We start from the raw sequence: 19,618 nt of genomic DNA, 5'->3' as shown, positions 1-19,618 counted from the left end.
CTCAGGCCTCCCTGCCGACACGCCAGCTGTCGGCGTAAATGCTGATGGCGGACGGATCGAAAGTGACGCGGGCATCCGTGGGAATGTCGGCATCCTCGTGCACGACGATCGCAATCGGCTGGCCGGCGAAGTGGGCGCGCACGATCTTCTGCCGGCCGATATCCTCGACCTTGGCGATGGTAACCTGCATGCCTTCCCGCCCGAGACGGATGAATTCGGGGCGGATGCCGAGCTCGGTCTTGGAACTGCCTGCGGTCTTCGGCGCGTAATCGAGCGTCAGCACCTCGTCTCCGACCTTGACGGCGCTGCCGTCGATCTGCGCCGGCATGACGTTCATACCAGGCGAGCCGATGAAATAGCCGACGAAGGTGTGGCTCGGCCGCTCGAAGAGCTCGGCCGGCGTGCCGATCTGAACGATCTGGCCGTCATACATGACGACGACCTTCTCGGCGAAGGTCAGCGCCTCGGTCTGGTCGTGGGTGACGTAGACCATAGTGAAGCCGAACTGCTTGTGCAGCCGCTTCAGCTGCGAGCGCAGCACCCATTTCATATGCGGATCGATGACGGTCAGCGGCTCGTCGAACAGGATGGCGTTGACGTCGTTGCGCACCAGGCCGCGGCCGAGCGAGATCTTCTGCTTCTGATCGGCCGTCAGCCCCTGCGCCTTGCGCTTGGCCCAACCGGCAAGGTCGATCATTTCGAGAATGTCGCGGACGCGCCGGTCGACATCGGCTTCCGCCACGCCGCGGTTGCGCAAGGGAAAGGCGAGATTGTCGTAAACGGTCATCGTGTCGTAGATGACCGGAAACTGGAAGACCTGCGCGATGTTGCGGCTCTGAGTCGACAGGTTCGTGACATCCTTGCCGTCGAAGAGGATGCGGCCGTGCGAGGGCTGCAGCAGACCCGAGATGATGTTCAGCAGCGTGGTCTTGCCGCAGCCGGAGGGGCCGAGCAGCGCATAGGCGCCGCCGTCGTTCCACTCGTGGTCGACTTCCTTCAGCGAATAATCCTTCTCCGTCTGCGGATTGGCTCCGTAGGCGTGGCGGATATGGTCGAGCGTAATGCGTGCCATTGTGCTCTCCTATGCCTTTCCGGTCGTTGCGACAGCGCGGCCGGCTGCAGCGATAGCGCGGCCATCGGCGCCGAAGGCCAAGAGGTGGCGCGTGTCGAGGAAGGCCTCGATCTCCATGTCGGGATCGATATCGTGAATCCCATGCGCCAGCATCACCCAGCGCACGCTGTCATAATCCAGGTGAACGAAGCTCTCCGAACCGGTGATCTCCGAAACCAGCGTGCGCGCCTGCAGACGGGCTGCGTCGTCCGTCTGCGGCTTGAAGCCGAGATGGTGCGGGTGAAAAGCGACGGTCACCGGCCCGTCCGGCACGGCAGCCAGATGCGGGGGGACCGGAAGGGCTGCCCCGCCCGGACGCGTAAAGACATTGCCGGATTTGGTGACGTCGAGCGTGTTCAGCGGCGGGTCGGCGAAGATGCCGGCGGTGGCGAGGTCGGCGGGCCGGCGGTAAACATCGATGGTCGGCCCGAACTGCGTTACCCGGCCTTCGTTCAATGTCGCCGTATTGCCGCCGAGCAGGAGCGCCTCGGACGGTTCGGTCGTGGCATAGACGAAGATCGCGCCGGATTGGGCGAAGATCTTCGGCAGTTCCTCACGCAGTTCCTCACGCAGCTTGTAATCGAGGTTGGCGAGCGGCTCGTCCATCAGCACGAGGCTGGCATTCTTGACGAGTGCACGCGCAAGAGCGGTGCGCTGCTGCTGGCCGCCGGACAGATTGAGCGGCGTGCGGTCGAGATAGGGCGTCAGCTTCAAAAGCTCGGCCGCCTTGCGCACCTCGCGGTCGATTGTGGCGGCATCCTTGCCCGAGATGCGCATCGGCGAGGCAATGTTCTCGTATACGGTCAGCGCCGGATAATTGATGAACTGCTGGTAGACCATGGCGACGTTGCGCTTCTGCACCGGCATGCCGGTGACATCGGCGCCGTCGAAATGGACGGAGCCGGCGGTCGGACGATCAAGCCCGGCCATCAGCCGCATCAGCGACGTCTTGCCCGACAGCGTCGGCCCGAGCAGGACATTCAGCGTACCCCGCTCAAGGACCAGATCGGTCGGATAGATGTGATAGTCCGCGCCTACCATCTTGGCGGCGTTTCGCAGTTCCAGCATTCCGATTCCCGTGCCTCCACGCAGCGGGGACCACACGCCGCCTTATCCGGCCATCGCCGGTATGGCAGCCATGTACTCCTCCAGTGACTGAGCCTGTTCCTTCGAAAGGCGCAGACCATCCTTTGTTCTCCTCCACAGCACGTCTTCGGCGTGCCGGGCCCATTCATGCTCGACGAGATATTTGACCTCGATCTCGTAGAGATCGCCGCCGAACAGCCGCCCGAGGTCCTCAAGGCCGCGGGCAGCGCCAAGCAGCGTCACAGCCCGCGTGCCGTAGCGGCGCACCAGTCGGCGGGCGTGTGCATCGGCAAGGAACGGATAGCGCCGCTTCAGACCGGCGACCTCCGCTTCGTAGCCACGGACCGGGAAGTCGCCGCCGGGCAGATGGCTTTTGGCCGTCCAAGGAGCACCCTTAACGCCGATCGCGGCGCCGATCTTCTCCAGCGCATGTTCGGAAAGCCGGCGATAGGTGGTGAGCTTGCCGCCGAAGACGTTGAGCAGCGGCGCAGCCCCGCCCTCGCCTTCCAGCTTCAGCACATAATCGCGCGTCGCCTCCTGCGCCTTCGAGGCGCCGTCGTCAAAAAGCGGCCTGACTGCCGAGTAGGTCCAGACGATGTCCTCGGGCCGCACCGGCTCCTTGAAATATTCCGAAGCCGCGTTGCAGAGGTAGACGGTCTCCTCCTCGGAGATCCGGACATCTTTTGGATCGGCGGTGTAGTCGCGGTCGGTGGTGCCGATCAGGGTGAAGTCGCCCTCATAGGGAATAGCGAAGATGATGCGATTGTCGGGATTCTGGAAGAAATAGGCACGCGGGTCGTCGAACTTCTTCCTGACGACGATATGGCTGCCCTGAACGAGACGGACATGATGAGCCCCGTTCTGGCCGAAGGCGGAACGGATGACATGATCGACCCAGGGACCGGCGGCATTGATCAGCATGCGGGCCTGATGGCTGTCATTGCGGCCAGTGACCGTATCGGTCGTTTCAATGTGCCAGAGGCCATTCTCGCGCCGCGCCGACACCACTTTGGTGCGCGGCATGATCGTCGCCCCTTTGTCGGCAGCGTCGCGGGCGTTCAACACGACCATGCGGGCATCGTCGACCCAGCCGTCGGAATATTCGAACGCCCTTGTGAACAGCGCCTTCAGCGGCTTGCCGGCCGGATCCCTGCGCATGTCGAGCACATCAGTCGCCGGCAGCAGCTTGCGGCCACCGAGGTGATCGTAAAGGAAGAGCCCGAGCCGGATCAGCCAGGCGGGGCGAATGCCGCCCTTATGATAAGGCAATACGAAGCGCAGCGGCCAGATGATGTGCGGCGCCATCGCCCAGAGGATCTCGCGCTCCATCAGCGATTCACGCACCAGGCGGAATTCATAATGCTCGAGATAACGCAGGCCGCCATGGATCAGCTTGGTGGCTCCGGACGAGGTGCCGGAGGCGAAATCGTTCATCTCCGCCAGCGCGACGGAATAGCCGCGCCCGACGGCGTCGCGGGCAATGCCGCAGCCGTTGATGCCGCCCCCGATGACGAATATGTCGTGTATCTCCCGGCCCAATTGCCCCTCCGAGCCCGCTGCTGATTTCGCATCGCACAAAACTCGCGCGATTGCGAAAGTGATAACAGTTAAAACGAAAGGAATGTGAATGTCAAACGAATGTTTGTTCCATTCGCATGACCTAGCGCGATCTGGTGCTCGTTTCGATCAGCTTCACATTGTTTTCGAGGCAGAGATTGCGGATCGACGGCACCGGACAGTGGTCGGTGATGAAGGTATGGACCTGGGAAAGCTGGCCGATCCGAACCGGCGCGGCGCGTTCGAACTTGGTCGAATCGGCAACGAGAATAACGTGGCGGGCATTGGCAATAATCGCCTGAGCGACCTTCACTTCGCGAAAATCATAATCGAGGAGCGCGCCATCGATATCGATTGCCGATGCGCCGATGACGGCATAATCGACCTTGAACTGGCGGATGAAATCGACAGCCGCTTCGCCGACGATGCCGCCATCCGAGCCACGCACGACGCCACCGGCAATCACCACCTCGATTGCCGGAAAGAGACGCAACCTGTTGGCAACATTGATGTTATTGGTGATCACCATCAGCTCGTGGTGATTGGCGAGCGCCTCGCCCACCGCTTCGGTCGTCGTGCCGATGTTGATGAAAAGCGAGGCTCCGCTCGGGATCAGCTCGACTGCCGCCATACCGATCGCCTGCTTCTCCGAAGCGGCGATCTGGCGCCGCGCCTCGTATTTGACGTTCTCCGTTCCGCTCGGAAATGTTGCGCCGCCATGGATGCGCGTCAGCACCTGCGCGTCGCAGAGATCGTTCAGATCCTTGCGGATCGTTTGCGGCGTCACCGAAAAGCGGGAGGCGAGTTCCTCGACCAGAACCCTGCCGCTCGATTTCGCAATCGCCACGATTTCAGTTTGTCGGTCGGTCAAGAACATCGGCGCCCCTTTCGCTCTGCTTTCGTTTTTAAAGAAAGCGAACGGCGGCGCAATGCCTATTTGTCAGTCGCCCGGCTTCCACACTCCGAACGTGGCGGCAGCGCGATGCAGTTATCGCTTCCGCATGACGTTGACCACGAGCACGCCAAGGATCGCCATGACGCCGCCGGCAGCACCCAATGCCGTCGGCGTCTCGCCCAGCCAGACGAACCCGATCAGCGTTGCGACCGGCGGGACGCCGTAGAGAAAATTCGAGGCGCGCGCGGCCGTCAGCCGCTTCAAGGCGATGGCCCAAGTGAGATAGCCGATCGCAGTCGGGAAAATGACGAGATAGGCAACGCCCCAATTGACCTCTGCTGGCGCCTCCGCCAGCGCGCGGATCGTCGATGGGACGGCCGGAAACAGCGGCACGGAGCCGATCAGCAGGATCCAGGCGGTGACGGCAAGCGCCGGCAGGCGAGCGAGCAGCGGCTTCTGCAGCACGCTTGATATCGCCGAGCAGAGCGCTGCGCCGAGGATCAACACAGCGTTCGGATCGAGCTTAAAGCCGCCGTCGGAGGCGACGGCGATCAGCGCGACGCCGCCGAAGGAAACCGCAGTTCCCGCCCAGCCCCAGCGTCCGAAGCGCTCGCCGAGCGCGAATGTGGCAATCAGAGCGGTGAAGACGGGCATGGTATTGATGATGAAGCTCGCCGGCCCCGCCGCCACCGTCTGCTCGCCGGTGTTCAGGAGAACCGCATAGGCGGCGATGAAGAGGACGGCAGCGACCGAGAGGCGGACGAAATCACGCTTTTCCGGCATCGGCCGGTAGATGGCGAGGTAGACAAGCGCGAGAACACCGGCCGCCACATAACGCGCCGTTGCCAGTTCGATCGGCGTCAGCGGACCGAGACAGATGCGGATGACCACGAAGGAAGAGGCCCAGAAGAGAATGGTGACGACAATCGCCGCAAAGGCGATCAGATCGAAGCCGCCTTGCTCTCTTGCCGAAACCGGTGCGCTTGCCGCCATGCTCATTTTCGCCTCCATCCGTGCGTGCGACAATGGATTAGGCCTTGGACGCATGCTTGAAAAGCACCGCAATCGATGATCAAATGTGCGCATGGTTCACAGCTCGCCAGTGCTCCCACCGCTCGATACGCTCGAGACCTTTGCCCGCGCCGCCCGGCTCGGATCATTTTCGGCCGCGGCCGAGGAAAGCGGAATCACCCATGGCGCCGTATCGCGGCAGGTCTCGCGGCTCGAGCGCTGGATGGGTGTGCGGCTCTTCGCGCGTGAAGCTCGCGGTGTGCGCCTCACCCCGGAGGGCATGCGCTTCTTCGCCCGTGCCGAGGAAGCCCTTTCCCTGCTCGGTAACACTGGCGAGCGCTGGCTGCCACGGCCGAACAAGGCCGTGGTGCGCCTTTCCGTTACCCCGTCCGTTGCCTCTCTATGGTTGTTTCAGCGCCTGGCAAAGCTCGAAGGAAATGAGCTGCATGTCGAATTGACGCTCGAGCACCGCCTGGCGGACTTTGGCGAAGGCACGGACCTTGCCATCCGCTGCGGCAAGGGACCATGGGCCGGCGTGCGCGCCCTGCCGCTCTGGCAGGAGAAATCCTTTCCGATCGCCTCACCGGCGATGGCAGCGCGACTCGGGCAGCGCTCGGATGCGCTTTCGCTGCTCGATCTGCCGATCCTTCACGACTCCAATATCGAGGGCTGGCGTCGCTGGCTAGCGCGTGAGGGCGTCGACTATACGCCGCGTGGTCAGGACCGACGCTTCGAGGATTACAATCTGGTGGTCGATGCCTGCGCGCAAGGGCTCGGCATTGCGCTTGCGCGGCCGCCGCTGTCGGATGCCGCGCTTGCCGCCGGGCGCGTTGTCGCAGTGTCACAGCGTACCCTCGATTCCCATGTCGCTTTTCACCTGATCCGGCCGGACGATGCATTGAGAAGCCCTGCCATCGAATTCGCCAGCCGCTTTCTGCGCGAAGCCGGCCATGACGAGGCGGCGATCAACGCCTTTATCGCACCTGGCAAGCCGAAAACATAAACAGAAAACGCGCCGCGCACATTCCTCAGCCGTCTGTAGGCGCTTCGGCTATGCGGCTCACTCCACAGGAAACTTTAGGCGCATTTCCTTCGCCAGCTCGAAGCCAGCGCTGCGATAGACTGGTTCCCCCACATCCGAGGCATGGATGACGGCAGTCGTGCAGCCGATGGATTTCAGATAATCAAGGGCCCTGTTCGTCAGCGCCAAAGCAATGCCGCGCCGGCGGAAGGCCTCGGCGACATAGACGGACCATATGTAACCGTGCAACCGCTGCTCCGGCCGAATGACTTCCGGAAACGGCGATTGGTGCAGCTGGCAAGATACGGAACCGGCGATTTCATCGTCCACAACGGCCAGGAACGAGGCGAGGCGTCGCTCCTCGCGACCGCTTCTCAAAAACGACAATATCCGCGCCGCCGCATCCGGCCTGTAATGTTCGGGCGGCGTGCCATAGCTGTCCCAGATTTTCAGGTAGTGGCCGACCAGGATCTCATCCTCGTCGGGCGTTGCAATTCGGATATCCATCGTTTCGTCGCCAGCAAGCCAACCGAATAATCTCGTGACGCCCCCGCCGCGTCGCGGCGGGGGGCGACAAACCCGTCAATCCGCCGGGGTCAAGGTCATCGATGCGCTGCCGGCCGCAACGTTCAGGCCGAGCTGGCCGGTCAGGCTAACCGTCTGCAGATGGATTGAACCGGAGGTGCCACCGACCAGGAGGTTGGCGCCGACGCCAGCACCGACCGTCGCCTCTGCGCTGGCGCCGACATAAAGTCCGGCGAGCGACCCGCGATGATAACCAGCCGTGGGTGCAAACACCGCCCAGATCAGGCGACTGCGCGTGGTAAAGCCGAGATCGATACCAAGCTTTCGAATTTCGCCGGTGTAATGATCGAAAAGCTCATTGCCGACAATTGACTGAAAGACGCAATCGGCTTCCTTGGACGAACCGAGCACATAACCCGTGCCGCCGCCGATATCGCAAGTGAGATAACCGATCTTCACGCCGTTGCGCAGGTCCGGCTCTTCATAGGTTCTGGTGACGGGGTCGGCGGCATTGGCCGCCCCCGCGCCGACAAACGTCAACGATACCGCGGCAAACGCCGTCGCAAGAGTTTTTTTCATAAGTCTCTCCTTCTCAAATCGTGACGGGAACACCCGGCTGGCGGCACCGGATATCGGAGGGGACGGCAAAGCAATCCCGGACGGCGCCGTTTTCGCGTCGCGTCTCAAAGCGCGTGGGAATGCGCAAGCGACAGCTCCACGGTTCAGCCCCATTGGGACATTTCGAAGGCATATGCGACCAGCATGCGGTCTTTCACGATCTTGTTAGGAATGGTTGCACGAAAAGCACATTCGCTCGAAGCGAGTCTCCACCGGCCGCTGAGGGCCGTCAAGAAAAACAAAACCCGGTGATAATTATCACCGGGCTTTATACTTGACCCATCTTCACTATACTCTGCGCATGAAGCGCATGACAAGCGAGACGACGAACAACACCAGGAAAATGAAGAACAGAACCTGGGCAATGGAAGCTGAAGCCCCTGCGATGCCGCCAAATCCGAGGACACCGGCAATCAAGGCCACAACGAGAAACACCAGAGCGTAGTAAAGCATCGCAATCTCCTTTTACGTTGCTGCGGAGATAACGGCGACCGCCCGGTTTGGTTCCCTCACTCTCACGGCCTGCGAATGGACCGTCGCATTGGCTTTGTTCAACCGAAATGAAAGACGCCGCTGTACATCCGGTCGCCTTCGGTCGGTTCGGGAGGTTCGGCCGCATCGAGATAGGTCTTGAGCGGCCCGGTCAGCACGAACCAGACACTTGCCCCCAGCATGAAACAGGCGCCCACCGGATCATCGATGCGGGCGATGAATGGAAGGCAGGCGGATGAAAACAGCACGATAATCCGCACCGACCATTCCGCCTCCCGTTTGGCGACGGCGCGCGCCCTCGACGACTTGTATTCCCGGGCGCCATAGGCGCTTCCCCCTGCCTTGACCGCCGAAAGCAATTTTTTGGCTGAAGGCAGGGCCAGCATGATCAGCGCGGCGATGCTGAGCGCGAAAGGTTTGCCCGCCATAACCTGTCCGCTCGCGATAAGGAGAAAGGACAGTACGACGAGATTCCATGTCGGCTCCAGCAGCTCCGGCGACTGCCGCGTACGAATGTGCCACTGCCGCAGCAAGCCTGCCGCGCCGTTCAATAACGGCTGATCGATATGACGATTGATCCAGTCCATGCTGATGTGCCCGCCCCGATTGTTTGAAGAAGGCCCGAACACCACGGAAATGGGTCATCATCGTGGCAGAGCGCCGGCAATGTCGGCTGGCGCTCTTCTTCGCTCACATAAAACCGCCGATAGAGCTCCGGCCATCCAACACTATTTCGGACGGCGCTCTGCTGGTCGTTTCGATTTCGATGGTTTCGACCTGCCGACGAAAAAGTAGCCGTCAGCTGCGCAGGCCAGGCGCCTCATGGCCCGTGCGCGCCACATACTCCGTGTAACCGCCGCCATATTGATGGACGCCCTCCGGCGTCAGCTCCAGCACGCGGTTGGAAAGGGCAGCCAGGAAATGCCGGTCGTGGGATACAAAGAGCATGGTGCCCTCATATTGCGAGAGCGCCTTGATCAGCATTTCCTTCGTGTCGAGGTCGAGATGGTTGGTCGGTTCGTCGAGCACGAGCAGGTTCGGCGGGTCGAACAGCATCATCGCCATGACCAATCGGGCCTTCTCGCCACCTGACAGCACCCGGCACCTTTTCTCGACATCATCGCCGGAAAAACCGAAACATCCGGCGAGAGCCCGCAAAGGCCCCTGCCCTGCCTGGGGAAACCGATCTTCCAGCGATTGGAAGATCGTGCGCTCGCCATCAAGAATATCCATGGCGTGCTGGGCGAAATAACCCATCTTGACGCTCGCCCCGAGAGCGACACTGCCTTCGTCGGGCGTCGTGGTGCCCGTCACCAGCTTCAGTAATGTCGATTTGCCGGCGCCGTTGATGCCCATGATGCACCAGCGTTCCCGCCGCCGCACCATGAAGTCCAGCCCCTCATAGATGCTTCGGGTGCCATATTTCTTATGGACGTTCTTCAAGCTGATCACGTCCTCGCCCGAGCGCGGGGCTGGCTGGAATTCGAACGCGACCGACTGGCGGCGCTTGGGCGGCTCCACCCGGTCGATCTTCTCCAGCTTCTTCACGCGGCTCTGCACCTGCGAAGCATGCGAAGCGCGCGCCTTGAACCGCTCGATGAACTTGATTTCCTTGGCGAGCATCGCCTGCTGGCGCTCGAACTGGGCCTGCTGCTGCTTTTCATTCTGCGCCCGCTGCTGCTCGTAAAATTCATAGTCGCCGGAATAGGAGGTCAGCGAGCCGGCATCGATCTCGAGGATCTTGTTGACGATGCGGTTCATGAACTCGCGGTCATGCGAGGTCATCAGCAGCGCACCCTCATAGCCCTTCAGGAACTCTTCGAGCCATATCAGGCTTTCGAGGTCGAGATGGTTGCTCGGTTCGTCGAGCAGCATGACATCGGGGCGCATCAGCAGGATGCGGGCAAGCGCCACACGCATCTTCCAGCCGCCCGACAGCGCGCCGACGTCGCCGTCCATCATGTCCTGGCTGAAGCTCAGGCCCGCAAGTACTTCGCGGGCGCGGCCGTCGAGCGCATAACCGTCCAGCTCCTCGTAACGCGCCTGCACCTCGCCGTAGCGCTCGATGATCTCCTCCATGTCGCCGGCCCTTTCGGGGTCGACCATGGCAGCCTCCAACTCCCGCAGCTCGGCGGCAACGACGCTGACCGGCCCGGCGCCGTTCATCACCTCGGCGACGGCGCTGTGGCCTGACATTTCGCCGACGTCCTGGTTGAAGTAGCCGATGGTGACGCCCTTCTCGCAGGAGACCTGTCCCTCGTCGGGCTGCTCCTCACCGTTGATCATCCGGAAGATCGTCGTCTTGCCGGCGCCGTTCGGGCCGACGAGGCCGATCTTCTCGCCTTTGTTGAGGGCTGCCGAAGCCTCGATAAAGAGGATGCGGTGGCTGAGCTGCTTGCTGATATTTTCGATACGAATCATGATGTGTGCGGGGCCTGAGAAAAGTTACGGCGCCCTTACCACGCAGGGAAACGGCGGGATAGGTCCGTTCCCCTACCCTCTCGATCTCGAAGGCCGCATTGGATAATGTTGTTGGCCTACGCCGATCAAGGAATCCGCACCCATGAGCGTTCGTCCGCCGCAATCCTTCAGACAATCCCAGCAGGATAGAAACGGCTTCAACGTCCTCGAATATGAGTTGATGTCGGAACGCGCCGATGCGCTCGGGCGTCACGGGCTGAAGGTGGAGGCGGCACTCACCGCGCTGAAAGCCTGGACCGGCGAGCATCAAAGCGCAGAGGAACGCGAGAGGCTTGTCAATGACGCCTCCGACGCCGTCTGGGCATTCTTCATTCAGCGGGAGATTTGCGGCTTGCGCAACAACCGCGACGCCATCCAGCGCTACGGCATCCCGAACGAAGTGATCGCGAGACTGGGCGCAATACGGAAATAACGGCTGACGTGCGTCTTCCACCTACAGATAGAAACCGCGGTGCAGGCAGCTATGCTTGTACCGAACCAGCGTGAAAGGAATTGCCATGTCAAGCACAATTCGGATCGGCAATCGGGATATCACCGTCGACATCTCTTCCCTCGGCGCAGAAATGCAGGCGCTGACCACCAATGACGGGCGCTCTTGGTTGTGGACGGGCGACGCGACCTTCTGGACAGGGCGCTCGCCGATCCTGTTTCCGATCGTCGGCAAGGCTCCGGACGACAAAATCGCGATCGACGGCATGGTCTATCCATTGGCGCAGCACGGTTTTGCCCGGCGCAGCGAATTTGCCCTCGCAGCCTCTACGGCAACAGCCTGCCGGTACGAGCTTGCCGCCTCTGCGGCTACACAGGGGATCTATCCTTTCGACTTTCTGCTGGCCGTGGAACACGCGGTCGAGGGCCGCGCTTTGACCGTCACCGCCGAAGTCAGCAACCGCGACCAGAAGGCGATACCGTTCGGATTCGGCTTCCATCCGGCCTTTGCCTGGCCGCTGCCGGGTGCCTCCGGGCGCGCCCACACCGTCGCGCTCGACAATGAGGGTGAGCCGGAGCTTGTGCGGCTGGAGGGCGGCCTCATCAATCCAGCGCCGTTGCCCTCGCCCTTCGATAAAGGCCGGGTGGTGCTGGATTATGCCCTGTTCGACCAGGATGCGATGATCTTCCCCAAAGGCGCAGGCGAAGGGCTGCGCTACGGCGCCGAGGGCGGGCCGACTTTGCGGTTCCATTTCGAAAACCTGCCGAATCTTGCCCTGTGGACGAAGCCGGGGGCGCCCTTCATCTGCGTCGAACCATGGCATGGAACCGCTGCGGAAGCGGGAGGCTCGAGCGAACTGTTGCAGCGGCCGTACACGAACATATTAGCGCCCGGCGCGAGCACGCGCTTCGCCTTTACGGTCGAGATTTCATGACAGCCCGCGCCCTCAATTCGGCGGCGCGCCTAGCGCATGCAGGATGCCGCGCAGTTCAGCAAGGCCGCGCATGCGGCCGATGGCCGGGTAGCCGGGCGTGACTGTTTTGTCGAGATCGTCGAGCATTCGGTGGCCATGGTCCGAGCGGAAGACGATGGTATCCTGAGCACCGCGACGACGGTCTTCGGCGACCAGTTCCCGGAGAACCGCGACCATGTCGACGTCGCCTTCCAGATGCGCGCTTTCATGGAACGTTCGGCCATCGCCCTCTCGCGTCGTTGCGCGCAGATGGGCGAAATAGATCCGTGAGGCGAAACGGCGGGCGATCGCCGGCAAATCGTTATCGGCGCGCACGCCAAGGCTGCCGGTGCAATAGCACATCCCGTTCGCCTTCGATGGCACCGCATCGAAGAGAGCAGCATAATCATCGGCCGTCGAGGCGATGCGCGGCAGGCCGAACAGCGACCGCGGCGGATCGTCGGGATGCAGCGTCAGCTTGACGCCGCGTGCTTCGGCCGCCGGCGTCACCGCCTCTAGGAATTCGATCAGGTGCCGGCGCAGCTTTGCGGCATCGATGCCGCTATAGGCGACAAGCTTTTCCCGGAAGGCCGGAATCGTCAGAGGTTCAGTGGTCGAACCCGGCAGAGCCGATGTGATGATGCGGGTGATTTCGGCGATCTCATCCTCCGACATCGCCTCGAAGACGATGCGCGCCCGTTCGCGATCCGCATCGGAATAGTCTCGTGCCGCATCCGGCCGTTCCAAAATGAAAAGATCGAAGGCCGCGAAACGCTCATGATCAAAGCGCATGGCGGTGGCCCCGGTCGGCGTCACGAAATCGAGTTCGGTGCGGGTCCAGTCCACGACGGGCATAAAATTATAGCAGACGATCGGAATGCCGCAGGCGGCGACCGCTTCGAGGCTGGCGATCCACGCCTCGATTTCGGCCTTCGCCTCCCCGCCCCTGCGCTTGACGGCATCCGGGATCGGAATGCTTTCGACGACCGACCAGACGAGCGACGAGCGATCGGCCGGCGTCGTCTCGATCAGCGATTGGCGTTCGCGCACTTCCTTCTCCGTCCAAGCCCGGCCGATCGGCACCTGATGCAGCGACGAGACGATGTTGGTCGCCCCGGTCTGACGGACATCATCCAGCGTCACCGGCGCTTCCGGCCCGAACCATCTCCAACCCTGCCGCATCCTTGTTCCTTTCCTCGCCTTTTCGTTTCGTAGTGATCCTGCCCTCAGCAGAAATAATCGGGGTAACGCGAGCGCAATTCGTCGACGTCGGGAATGACGGCGCTCAAGTGATGGATCATCGCGCCGCGTGCAGCCGCAGCATCATGGGCGGCGAGCGCGTTGCGAATGACGATGTGTTCGCGGACAACGTTGTCCATGCGCCCAAGCGCCGGCAGCGCCAGCCGCCGCGCCCGGTCGATCTGCACCTTGACCGTCTTCAGAAGCGCCCAGATGCCGGGATAACCTGCTATCTCAGCGATCGCCTCATGGAAGGCCTCGTCCTCTTCATGAAAGTTCGAGGCGTTGCCGAGCGCAGCAAGCGAGCGCTGCCGGGAGATGATCGCATCCAGATGGGCAATATCGGCAGCGCTGGCGGTTTCGGCGGCAGCCTCGACGGTCGTACCTTCGAGCGCCTTGCGCACGACCACCGCCTCCGGGATCGACGCGACAGGCACACGCGATACGACCGTGCCCGACTGCGGATAGATGTCGACCAGCCCGCCTTCAGAGAGCCTGAGCAGTGCCTCGCGCACCGGCGTGCGGCTCACCCCGAAATCCTCGGCGATCCGCTTTTCCTGCAGCAACAGGCCAGGCGGCATTCTGAGCGAGACGATGTCGGCATAGAGACGTTCGTAGATGGCACCGGCCGTGGTGACGCGTCGCAACCTCGGACCGACGTCCTGAAAAATCGAAACCGCAGGCGCTTGGGCTTCTGAGGACTGCCGCATAATCAAAACCAGCGATGGTGTTCTGGCATACTAGTATATCAGTCGCAACACCCTGCCAAGACCTACGGAGGGATTGGATCACATTTGGAGGTTCGCGGTCGTTTCACCGCGGTTTCGATGCTGTCGAGACTGTTGGTTGGAACTTAGATCAGCCGAATTGGTTGAGATCCAATCAAGGAGGCGCCGATGAGGAACCCGGTACGACGCACAAAAAATGAAGACACGACCGATGACACACGGCTGAAGGAACTCTCCCTCACCGGCGCGCGGAAAGGGAAGATGGCGCGGCAAGCCACACACGAAACCGGCCCGGCGGTGCTCCGTGAGGAGGAGATCCGGAAAAGAGCACATGCGCTGTGGGAGAAGGAAGGCAGGCCGGAGGGCAGGCATCGGGAGCACTGGATTCGCGCCGAGCATGAGCTCGATGCGCAATATGGCGAGGCCGACAATCCTCCCAAGCTGGAAGCGCTGCGCGAGGCCTCGCGCCAACATAGCGATGCCTTCCTGGTCAAGACGGATATCGAAGACGCGGACCAACGCGAAGCCTCACCCGGCACACGCGAGCAGAATTAAATTGCGGTCTTGAGCCAATGCAGGAAAGGTCTCCCGACATGGTCGATAAAAAAGACTTGGACGCCGGATTTACCGGCACCCCCGTCGAGCCGCCGGAAGGACTGGCCAAGGTTGTCCAATCGGCGGCCAGCGGGGTGAAACGTGAGGTCCATGCAGTCACGGCCGGGGCTAGAAACCACCCGCACACCGCCAGCGCATTGTTGCTCAGTATTGGTATTCTCGCATTCGGGTTCGGCTATCTCCTCGGCCGGTCATCGGTGGAAAGCGCGCCGCGCCCATATTGGCGATAGCTGCAGGCCCCAAAAGTGGCGGCGCGCTGGCGCGTCGCTGTCCTACAACGGCCGGCCACTTTGGTTGGAATGGCGAGAGATTCAGATCCTGTGCCTGCAGGCGTTCCCTGATAGCGGGAATGCGCCGCCAGATGACAAAGCTTCTCAATAGGTTCGCACCTCAAACGTGTTTTCTGTTCGGAACAGCTTTGCTGTTGCAGCCTGTTGCGACCGTCGTCGAGCAGGAGCAATGAGCATCCGAATCTGCTGTTGCCGGAATACGACAGTGAAAAAAGCGCAGGTTCCTCCTGCCTTCACGGCTTGACAGCGGTGACAACGGTCCTTAGCGAGGCTGGAAAGCGACACGTCAGGGCTACCAAAGTGAATTATTTCAGGCAACTCGTGATTGCGGTGCTTCACCCCGGGAACGGGTCAGGAAGCGCGCTTGATCGAACCAATGGCATTGCGGTCTTTCTCTTTGCAATCCTGCCCGGACTTTCGCCTAACTTCAACTCCTTCATCCTCCTCGGGTCGATGGTCTCAGGCCTCTATTGTCTGGCAAGAGCCCGCTTTCCTCTGAACCTGTCGAAGTCCGACCGAATGGTTGCCATTTGCATGACGATTTACCCGGTGGTGATGATCGTCAGCATATTCGTCAATCCGCCTTTCTCGGAAGAACTGGATTGGATTTTCCGGCTCCTGCCGTTCTTTTCGATCTGGCTGATTTTGCCGCGAATGCGTCAATCTCCCGATGGCCGCCTTATGCCGCTCTTTATCCTCGGCGCGGGTCTCGGCATGATCGTTACTTTTCTTTTCAGCCTGCTTCAGGTCTTGTTCCTGATGCCGAGGGCGGAGGCGGGAACCTCGAACGCGGCGCTGCTGGGCGTTATCGGCGTGCTTTTCGGCGGCGTCGCGCTACTCAATATTCAATCTCCCAAAAGCATGGAGCAAAAGATCGCGATATTGGGATATGCCGCTGGCCTCGGCTGCGCGCTGCTTTCCGGAACACGCTCGGCCTGGCTTGTCATCCCCGTTCAGCTCGTCATCTTTCTCTGGTATTTTCCCAAAAACCGATTTCATGTCAGTCTGCGCAGCCTCGCCATCACCGGATCGGTACTGTTGCTGGCACTTCTCGCCTTGGGCAGCGACCAGGTTGTCTATCGCGTCCGTGAGCTCCAGGACAATCTGTCATCGCTCGAAAGCACCAATGGCGATATCACATCGCTGAGCGCGCGGGTTGCTCTTTACAAGGGTGCCCTATCGGCAATCACCAAGGATCCGTTGACCGGCTATGGCCCGCAAAACCGGATGGCTGCTGTCTTGGCAGAAGTCCCGGAGAGCCTAAGGCAGCAACTGCCCTATTCGCATGTCCATAACGGCTTTCTGACCGCCGGAATTGACGCCGGCCTTGTCGGCATCGCAGCGCTTTCGCTGCTGCTCCTGACGCCCGTGATCGGTGCTTGGAAAAAGGAACCTGGCCCTGGCCGGGATTTAGCCATAGCGCTCGCTCTCTTGCTGACCAGCAGCTACATTATAACCGGCAGCTTCGGTATCATGTTCAACCAAAAAGCTCTGGATCCGATCTTCGCCTATATGGTCGCTCTTATTTGCGCGGACCGGGGCAGCACGCGTTATGCACCTGTCGTTCGAAGCTGATTTCCTGCGGCTGAGGCTAGCGCGTTGACATCTTCATGCGCCGGATTGGTTTCGGCGCCGGTAAACGCAAGATCGGAAACCTCGCCCGTCGAGGAATAGCCGGAAACGAGTTCTGCCAAAGTCGCACGTGCCGCGACCATGTCGTTTCGGTCCAATGACGCATTGAGCGAGTTGAGCTTCTTTGAAAGTTCCGCCCAGGACAGGAAATCCTCGCGCGCCTTCATAATCCGCGGATGTTCAGTTGTCTCGGGGTTATCCCCGATCAACAGTTCTTCATAAAGCTTCTCACCGGGCCTCAGGCCGGTAACGGCAAGCTCGATGTCCCCTTCTGGATTATCAACGTCCCGGACGGTCAATCCGGACAGTTCGACCATCTTGCGGGCGAGATCCGCAATGCGGACGGGCTCGCCCATATCGAGCAGGAAAACATCGCCGCCGTCGGCCATGGCGCCCGCTTGAATGACAAGTTGCGAGGCTTCCGAAATGGTCATGAAGTAGCGGGTTATTTTCGGATGCGTCAGGGTAACCGGGCCGCCGTCCTTGATCTGCTGCCGGAACAGCGGCACGACGGATCCGGAGGAACCGAGGACATTTCCGAAGCGGACCATCGAGAAGTTCGTCCGCAATCTGTCAGCGGTCAGCTCTGCCGCAAGCGCCTGCAGCACCATCTCGGCCAGCCTCTTGCTGGCGCCCATCACATTCGTCGGGCGCACGGCTTTGTCCGTGCTGATCAGCACGAAATTCGAGACGCCGCATTTATTTGCCGCACGTGCGGTGATCAATGTCCCCATGACATTGTTCTTGATGCCTTCCACGGCATTGTGTTCGACGAGAGGCACATGCTTGTAAGCAGCAGCGTGATAAAGCGTCTGAGGCCGCCAGCTTTGCATGATATGTTCCATGCGATCCTGGTCGCGGACGGAACAAAGGATCGGCACGATCTGCAAGCTCTCATGCTTGTAAACTTCGGCCAGCTTCAACAATTCGGCATGAATATTATAAAGCGCAAACTCGTTCTGATCTATGAGGATGAGGCTCGAAGGCGCGTTGCGCAGAATCTGGCGACATAACTCGCCGCCGATAGAGCCGCCGGCGCCCGTGACCATCACCACCTTGTTGCGCATCGCCTTGTCGAGCAGCTCTTGCCGCGGCGCAACCGCTTCCCTACCCAGCAGGTCTTCGATCTCCAGCTCACGAATATCGGAGACCGCGACTCGTCCCTGAGCCAGCGCCGTGAGATCCGGCAATGTCCGGACGTTCACCCTGGCTTTGCGGATATGCTCGAGAATTTCATTGCGACGCTGTCGCGATGCGGATGGAAGAGCAAGAAGCACGTTGTGCACGCCAAGTGCTTCGGCGAGCACCGGAAGATCCGACGGGTCATAGATCGGCAAACCGCCCATGATGCCGCCCTTAAGGCGCGGATCATCATCGAGGTAGCCGACGACATTGAGTTCGGCGCTGTTCGTCAGAGCGCCGGCGAGTTGCCGTCCGGCATTTCCCGCCCCATAGATCAACACCTTGGCGAGCGTATTCTGGTGAAGAATACGCTGATAGGTATCCCCGAGCCAATAACGGATGCCCAACCGTGACAGGCCGATCGCAATCAGCAGCAGGAAGGGCTGGAGAATGCCGACGGTTCTCGGAACGCCCGGGACGCTGAGTGCCGTAAATATCGTCATGAAGGCGACGCCGTAGATCGCAATTGCTTTTAGAACGGCAATGAAAGCGGCCATGTTGGCATAACGGAAGATCGCCCGATACATGCCCATGACGATGAAGATGGGAAGCGCCATGCACAAGGAAACGAAGACCGGCAACCACTGCACGCCGGTTAGCACCGTCCATTCGTTCAGACGGAAGCAATAAGCCAGCCAGATCGTCAGAACGCAAAGACCGGAATCCACCAGCAAGGCGAGCGCGCGTTTGGCAGCACGCGGCATGGCCAGCAGAGGGGCGACGAGCGCCTGCATCGGCACCAAGAACCATCTCGAGCGTGGCGTCTCAGTGGGGGTATTTTCAGGCATTGCTTCCCAGCGTCTCGCGGATCAATCAGACAACCACCTTCTTGTCATTTTCTACAACGAGCGCAACTGAAATAATCGGAAATCAAAGTCTTCCGCACCGCCTATCTATCAGAAGTAGGTAACTTTAGTGCCTTATTCCCTTACGGCTGACTACCTTGTCGGCCGTCAGAAAGAGGATGCGCATGTCGAAACCGAGGGAGCGCCGCTCAAGATATTCGACATCGAATTTCACCTTCTCCGGAATTGGCAATTCATCACGCCCGTTGATCTGCGCCCATCCGGTCAATCCTGGCAGGAGCTTGTCGACGCCGTGGGCCGTCCGCAATTCGATCAAATCATACTGATTGTAGAGCGCCGGGCGCGGCCCGACGAAACTCATCTTGCCCGTCAAAATGCACCAGAGCTGGGGCAGTTCGTCGAGACTGGATTTGCGCAGAAACGAGCCGATGGGCGTCAGGAACCGCTCGGGGTTTTCGAGAAGATGTGTGGCGACTGTCGGCGTGTCGACGCGCATGCTGCGGAATTTCGGCATCAGGAAGATCTGATTGAAACGCCCGATACGTTTTGACCAATAGAGGATCGGTCCTGGCGACGTTAGCCGGACACTAAGAGCGACGACAAGGATCGGAACGAGCAGGATGACCGAAGCCACCAAAGCCAGGAAAAAATCCACCGCCCGTTTCAAGCCCATGCCCCGCACTTCTTCCGTTGCCTCTTCAGCGGATTTCCGCCATACGCCATCGCGCCGTATCGTCAAAAAGGCGTTTCACGTCAACTCCAACCGCACCGTTTCTCCAGAAAACGCCGTCCGATCGTCGATAGATCCTTCCCTCGCCTTGCCGATCAAAAATCTTGCAACCTCATGATCTCAAAGGCAGAAGATCTTAACGAGAAGTTATCTCCCTGTTTATTTCCGTCACCTTTCGTTAACCATAGATCTGCGCGGACAGATGAGACGATATTTT

At 60.6% G+C, this 19,618-nt stretch carries 21 protein-coding genes; 7 read left to right on the top strand and 14 right to left on the bottom strand.

Annotation, left to right across the window (positions count from 1 at the left end; all coding sequences use genetic code 11):
* Position 1 precedes the first annotated feature (1 nt).
* The 5 genes from AMK02_RS21055 to AMK02_RS21035 all read right to left on the bottom strand — a co-directional run bounded on the left by AMK02_RS21055 (position 2) and on the right by AMK02_RS21035 (position 5,660).
* Positions 2-1,072, bottom strand: a complete 1,071-nt coding sequence (locus tag AMK02_RS21055; protein ID WP_064806461.1) for an ABC transporter ATP-binding protein — start codon at positions 1,070-1,072, stop codon at positions 2-4.
* 9 nt (positions 1,073-1,081) lie between these two features.
* Positions 1,082-2,179 carry an ABC transporter ATP-binding protein gene (locus tag AMK02_RS21050; protein WP_064806459.1) on the bottom strand — a complete coding sequence of 366 codons (1,098 nt, stop codon included), beginning with the start codon at positions 2,177-2,179 and terminating at the stop codon, positions 1,082-1,084.
* A gap of 42 nt (positions 2,180-2,221) precedes the next feature.
* The gene (gene glpD / locus AMK02_RS21045) at positions 2,222-3,736 is read right to left on the bottom strand and encodes a glycerol-3-phosphate dehydrogenase (RefSeq protein WP_064806457.1); all 1,515 of its coding nucleotides are present in this window, start codon (positions 3,734-3,736) and stop codon (positions 2,222-2,224) included.
* 121 nt (positions 3,737-3,857) lie between these two features.
* On the bottom strand, positions 3,858-4,631 hold the full coding sequence (locus tag AMK02_RS21040) for a DeoR/GlpR family DNA-binding transcription regulator (RefSeq protein WP_064806455.1): 774 nt from the start codon (positions 4,629-4,631) through the stop codon (positions 3,858-3,860).
* A gap of 111 nt (positions 4,632-4,742) precedes the next feature.
* Positions 4,743-5,660: a DMT family transporter gene (locus tag AMK02_RS21035; protein ID WP_082240391.1), complete on the bottom strand. Its 918-nt coding sequence runs from the start codon at positions 5,658-5,660 to the stop codon at positions 4,743-4,745.
* Between the two features lie 73 nt (positions 5,661-5,733).
* On the opposite strand from AMK02_RS21035, the gene AMK02_RS21030 reads away from it, so the two are divergent.
* Positions 5,734-6,663, top strand: coding sequence for a LysR substrate-binding domain-containing protein (locus AMK02_RS21030; protein ID WP_064806450.1), 930 nt, complete (start codon positions 5,734-5,736; stop codon positions 6,661-6,663).
* 57 nt (positions 6,664-6,720) lie between these two features.
* Here AMK02_RS21030 and AMK02_RS21025 read toward each other — a convergent pair whose 3' ends face one another.
* The 5 genes from AMK02_RS21025 to AMK02_RS21005 form a co-directional block, all read right to left on the bottom strand.
* The gene (locus AMK02_RS21025) at positions 6,721-7,188 is read right to left on the bottom strand and encodes a GNAT family N-acetyltransferase (RefSeq protein WP_064806449.1); all 468 of its coding nucleotides are present in this window, start codon (positions 7,186-7,188) and stop codon (positions 6,721-6,723) included.
* 75 nt (positions 7,189-7,263) lie between these two features.
* Positions 7,264-7,785: a DUF992 domain-containing protein gene (locus AMK02_RS21020; protein WP_011427480.1), complete on the bottom strand. Its 522-nt coding sequence runs from the start codon at positions 7,783-7,785 to the stop codon at positions 7,264-7,266.
* 327 nt (positions 7,786-8,112) lie between these two features.
* Positions 8,113-8,277 carry a DUF1328 domain-containing protein gene (locus AMK02_RS21015; RefSeq protein WP_003571841.1) on the bottom strand — a complete coding sequence of 55 codons (165 nt, stop codon included), beginning with the start codon at positions 8,275-8,277 and terminating at the stop codon, positions 8,113-8,115.
* A gap of 98 nt (positions 8,278-8,375) precedes the next feature.
* Complete coding sequence (locus tag AMK02_RS21010) at positions 8,376-8,948, bottom strand: hypothetical protein (RefSeq protein ID WP_237358360.1); 573 nt, start codon at positions 8,946-8,948, stop codon at positions 8,376-8,378.
* 166 nt (positions 8,949-9,114) lie between these two features.
* Positions 9,115-10,737 carry an ABC-F family ATP-binding cassette domain-containing protein gene (locus AMK02_RS21005; RefSeq protein WP_064806445.1) on the bottom strand — a complete coding sequence of 541 codons (1,623 nt, stop codon included), beginning with the start codon at positions 10,735-10,737 and terminating at the stop codon, positions 9,115-9,117.
* Between the two features lie 142 nt (positions 10,738-10,879).
* Here AMK02_RS21005 and AMK02_RS21000 point away from each other — a divergent pair, with 142 nt between their 5' ends.
* Together AMK02_RS21000 and AMK02_RS20995 are read left to right on the top strand one after the other, a co-directional pair.
* Positions 10,880-11,209, top strand: a complete 330-nt coding sequence (locus AMK02_RS21000) for a DUF6665 family protein (RefSeq protein ID WP_064806443.1) — start codon at positions 10,880-10,882, stop codon at positions 11,207-11,209.
* A gap of 85 nt (positions 11,210-11,294) precedes the next feature.
* Positions 11,295-12,161 carry an aldose 1-epimerase family protein gene (locus AMK02_RS20995; RefSeq protein ID WP_064806440.1) on the top strand — a complete coding sequence of 289 codons (867 nt, stop codon included), beginning with the start codon at positions 11,295-11,297 and terminating at the stop codon, positions 12,159-12,161.
* A gap of 12 nt (positions 12,162-12,173) precedes the next feature.
* Here the strand turns inward: AMK02_RS20995 and uxuA are convergent, their stop codons facing one another.
* Positions 12,174-13,361: a mannonate dehydratase gene (gene uxuA / locus AMK02_RS20990; RefSeq protein ID WP_064806438.1), complete on the bottom strand. Its 1,188-nt coding sequence runs from the start codon at positions 13,359-13,361 to the stop codon at positions 12,174-12,176.
* Positions 13,362-13,405: 44 nt separating this feature from the next.
* Positions 13,406-14,128: a GntR family transcriptional regulator gene (locus AMK02_RS20985; protein ID WP_064806436.1), complete on the bottom strand. Its 723-nt coding sequence runs from the start codon at positions 14,126-14,128 to the stop codon at positions 13,406-13,408.
* A gap of 186 nt (positions 14,129-14,314) precedes the next feature.
* Between AMK02_RS20985 and AMK02_RS20980 the strand changes: the two genes are divergently transcribed.
* From AMK02_RS20980 to AMK02_RS20970, 3 genes are all read left to right on the top strand, one after another.
* Positions 14,315-14,701, top strand: a complete 387-nt coding sequence (locus AMK02_RS20980; protein ID WP_064806434.1) for a DUF2934 domain-containing protein — start codon at positions 14,315-14,317, stop codon at positions 14,699-14,701.
* A gap of 38 nt (positions 14,702-14,739) precedes the next feature.
* Complete coding sequence (locus tag AMK02_RS20975) at positions 14,740-14,991, top strand: hypothetical protein (RefSeq protein WP_064806653.1); 252 nt, start codon at positions 14,740-14,742, stop codon at positions 14,989-14,991.
* Between the two features lie 360 nt (positions 14,992-15,351).
* The gene (locus AMK02_RS20970; RefSeq protein ID WP_064806432.1) at positions 15,352-16,626 is read left to right on the top strand and encodes an O-antigen ligase family protein; all 1,275 of its coding nucleotides are present in this window, start codon (positions 15,352-15,354) and stop codon (positions 16,624-16,626) included.
* On the opposite strand, the gene AMK02_RS20965 is transcribed toward AMK02_RS20970, so the two are convergent.
* Together AMK02_RS20965 and AMK02_RS20960 are read right to left on the bottom strand one after the other, a co-directional pair.
* Complete coding sequence (locus tag AMK02_RS20965) at positions 16,602-18,653, bottom strand: polysaccharide biosynthesis protein (protein ID WP_082929700.1); 2,052 nt, start codon at positions 18,651-18,653, stop codon at positions 16,602-16,604. The two genes, AMK02_RS20970 and AMK02_RS20965, sit on opposite strands and share 25 nt — an antisense overlap.
* A gap of 124 nt (positions 18,654-18,777) precedes the next feature.
* Positions 18,778-19,344 carry a sugar transferase gene (locus AMK02_RS20960; protein WP_064806430.1) on the bottom strand — a complete coding sequence of 189 codons (567 nt, stop codon included), beginning with the start codon at positions 19,342-19,344 and terminating at the stop codon, positions 18,778-18,780.
* On the opposite strand from AMK02_RS20960, the gene AMK02_RS31825 reads away from it, so the two are divergent.
* Positions 19,292-19,519, top strand: coding sequence for a hypothetical protein (locus AMK02_RS31825; protein WP_189637030.1), 228 nt, complete (start codon positions 19,292-19,294; stop codon positions 19,517-19,519). The two genes, AMK02_RS20960 and AMK02_RS31825, sit on opposite strands and share 53 nt — an antisense overlap.
* Positions 19,520-19,618 lie beyond the last annotated feature (99 nt).

The sequence above is a fragment of the Rhizobium sp. N731 genome (assembly GCF_001664145.1).
GTDB classification, from domain to species: domain Bacteria; phylum Pseudomonadota; class Alphaproteobacteria; order Rhizobiales; family Rhizobiaceae; genus Rhizobium; species Rhizobium esperanzae.
This window is presented reverse-complemented; position numbering and strand designations above follow the sequence as displayed.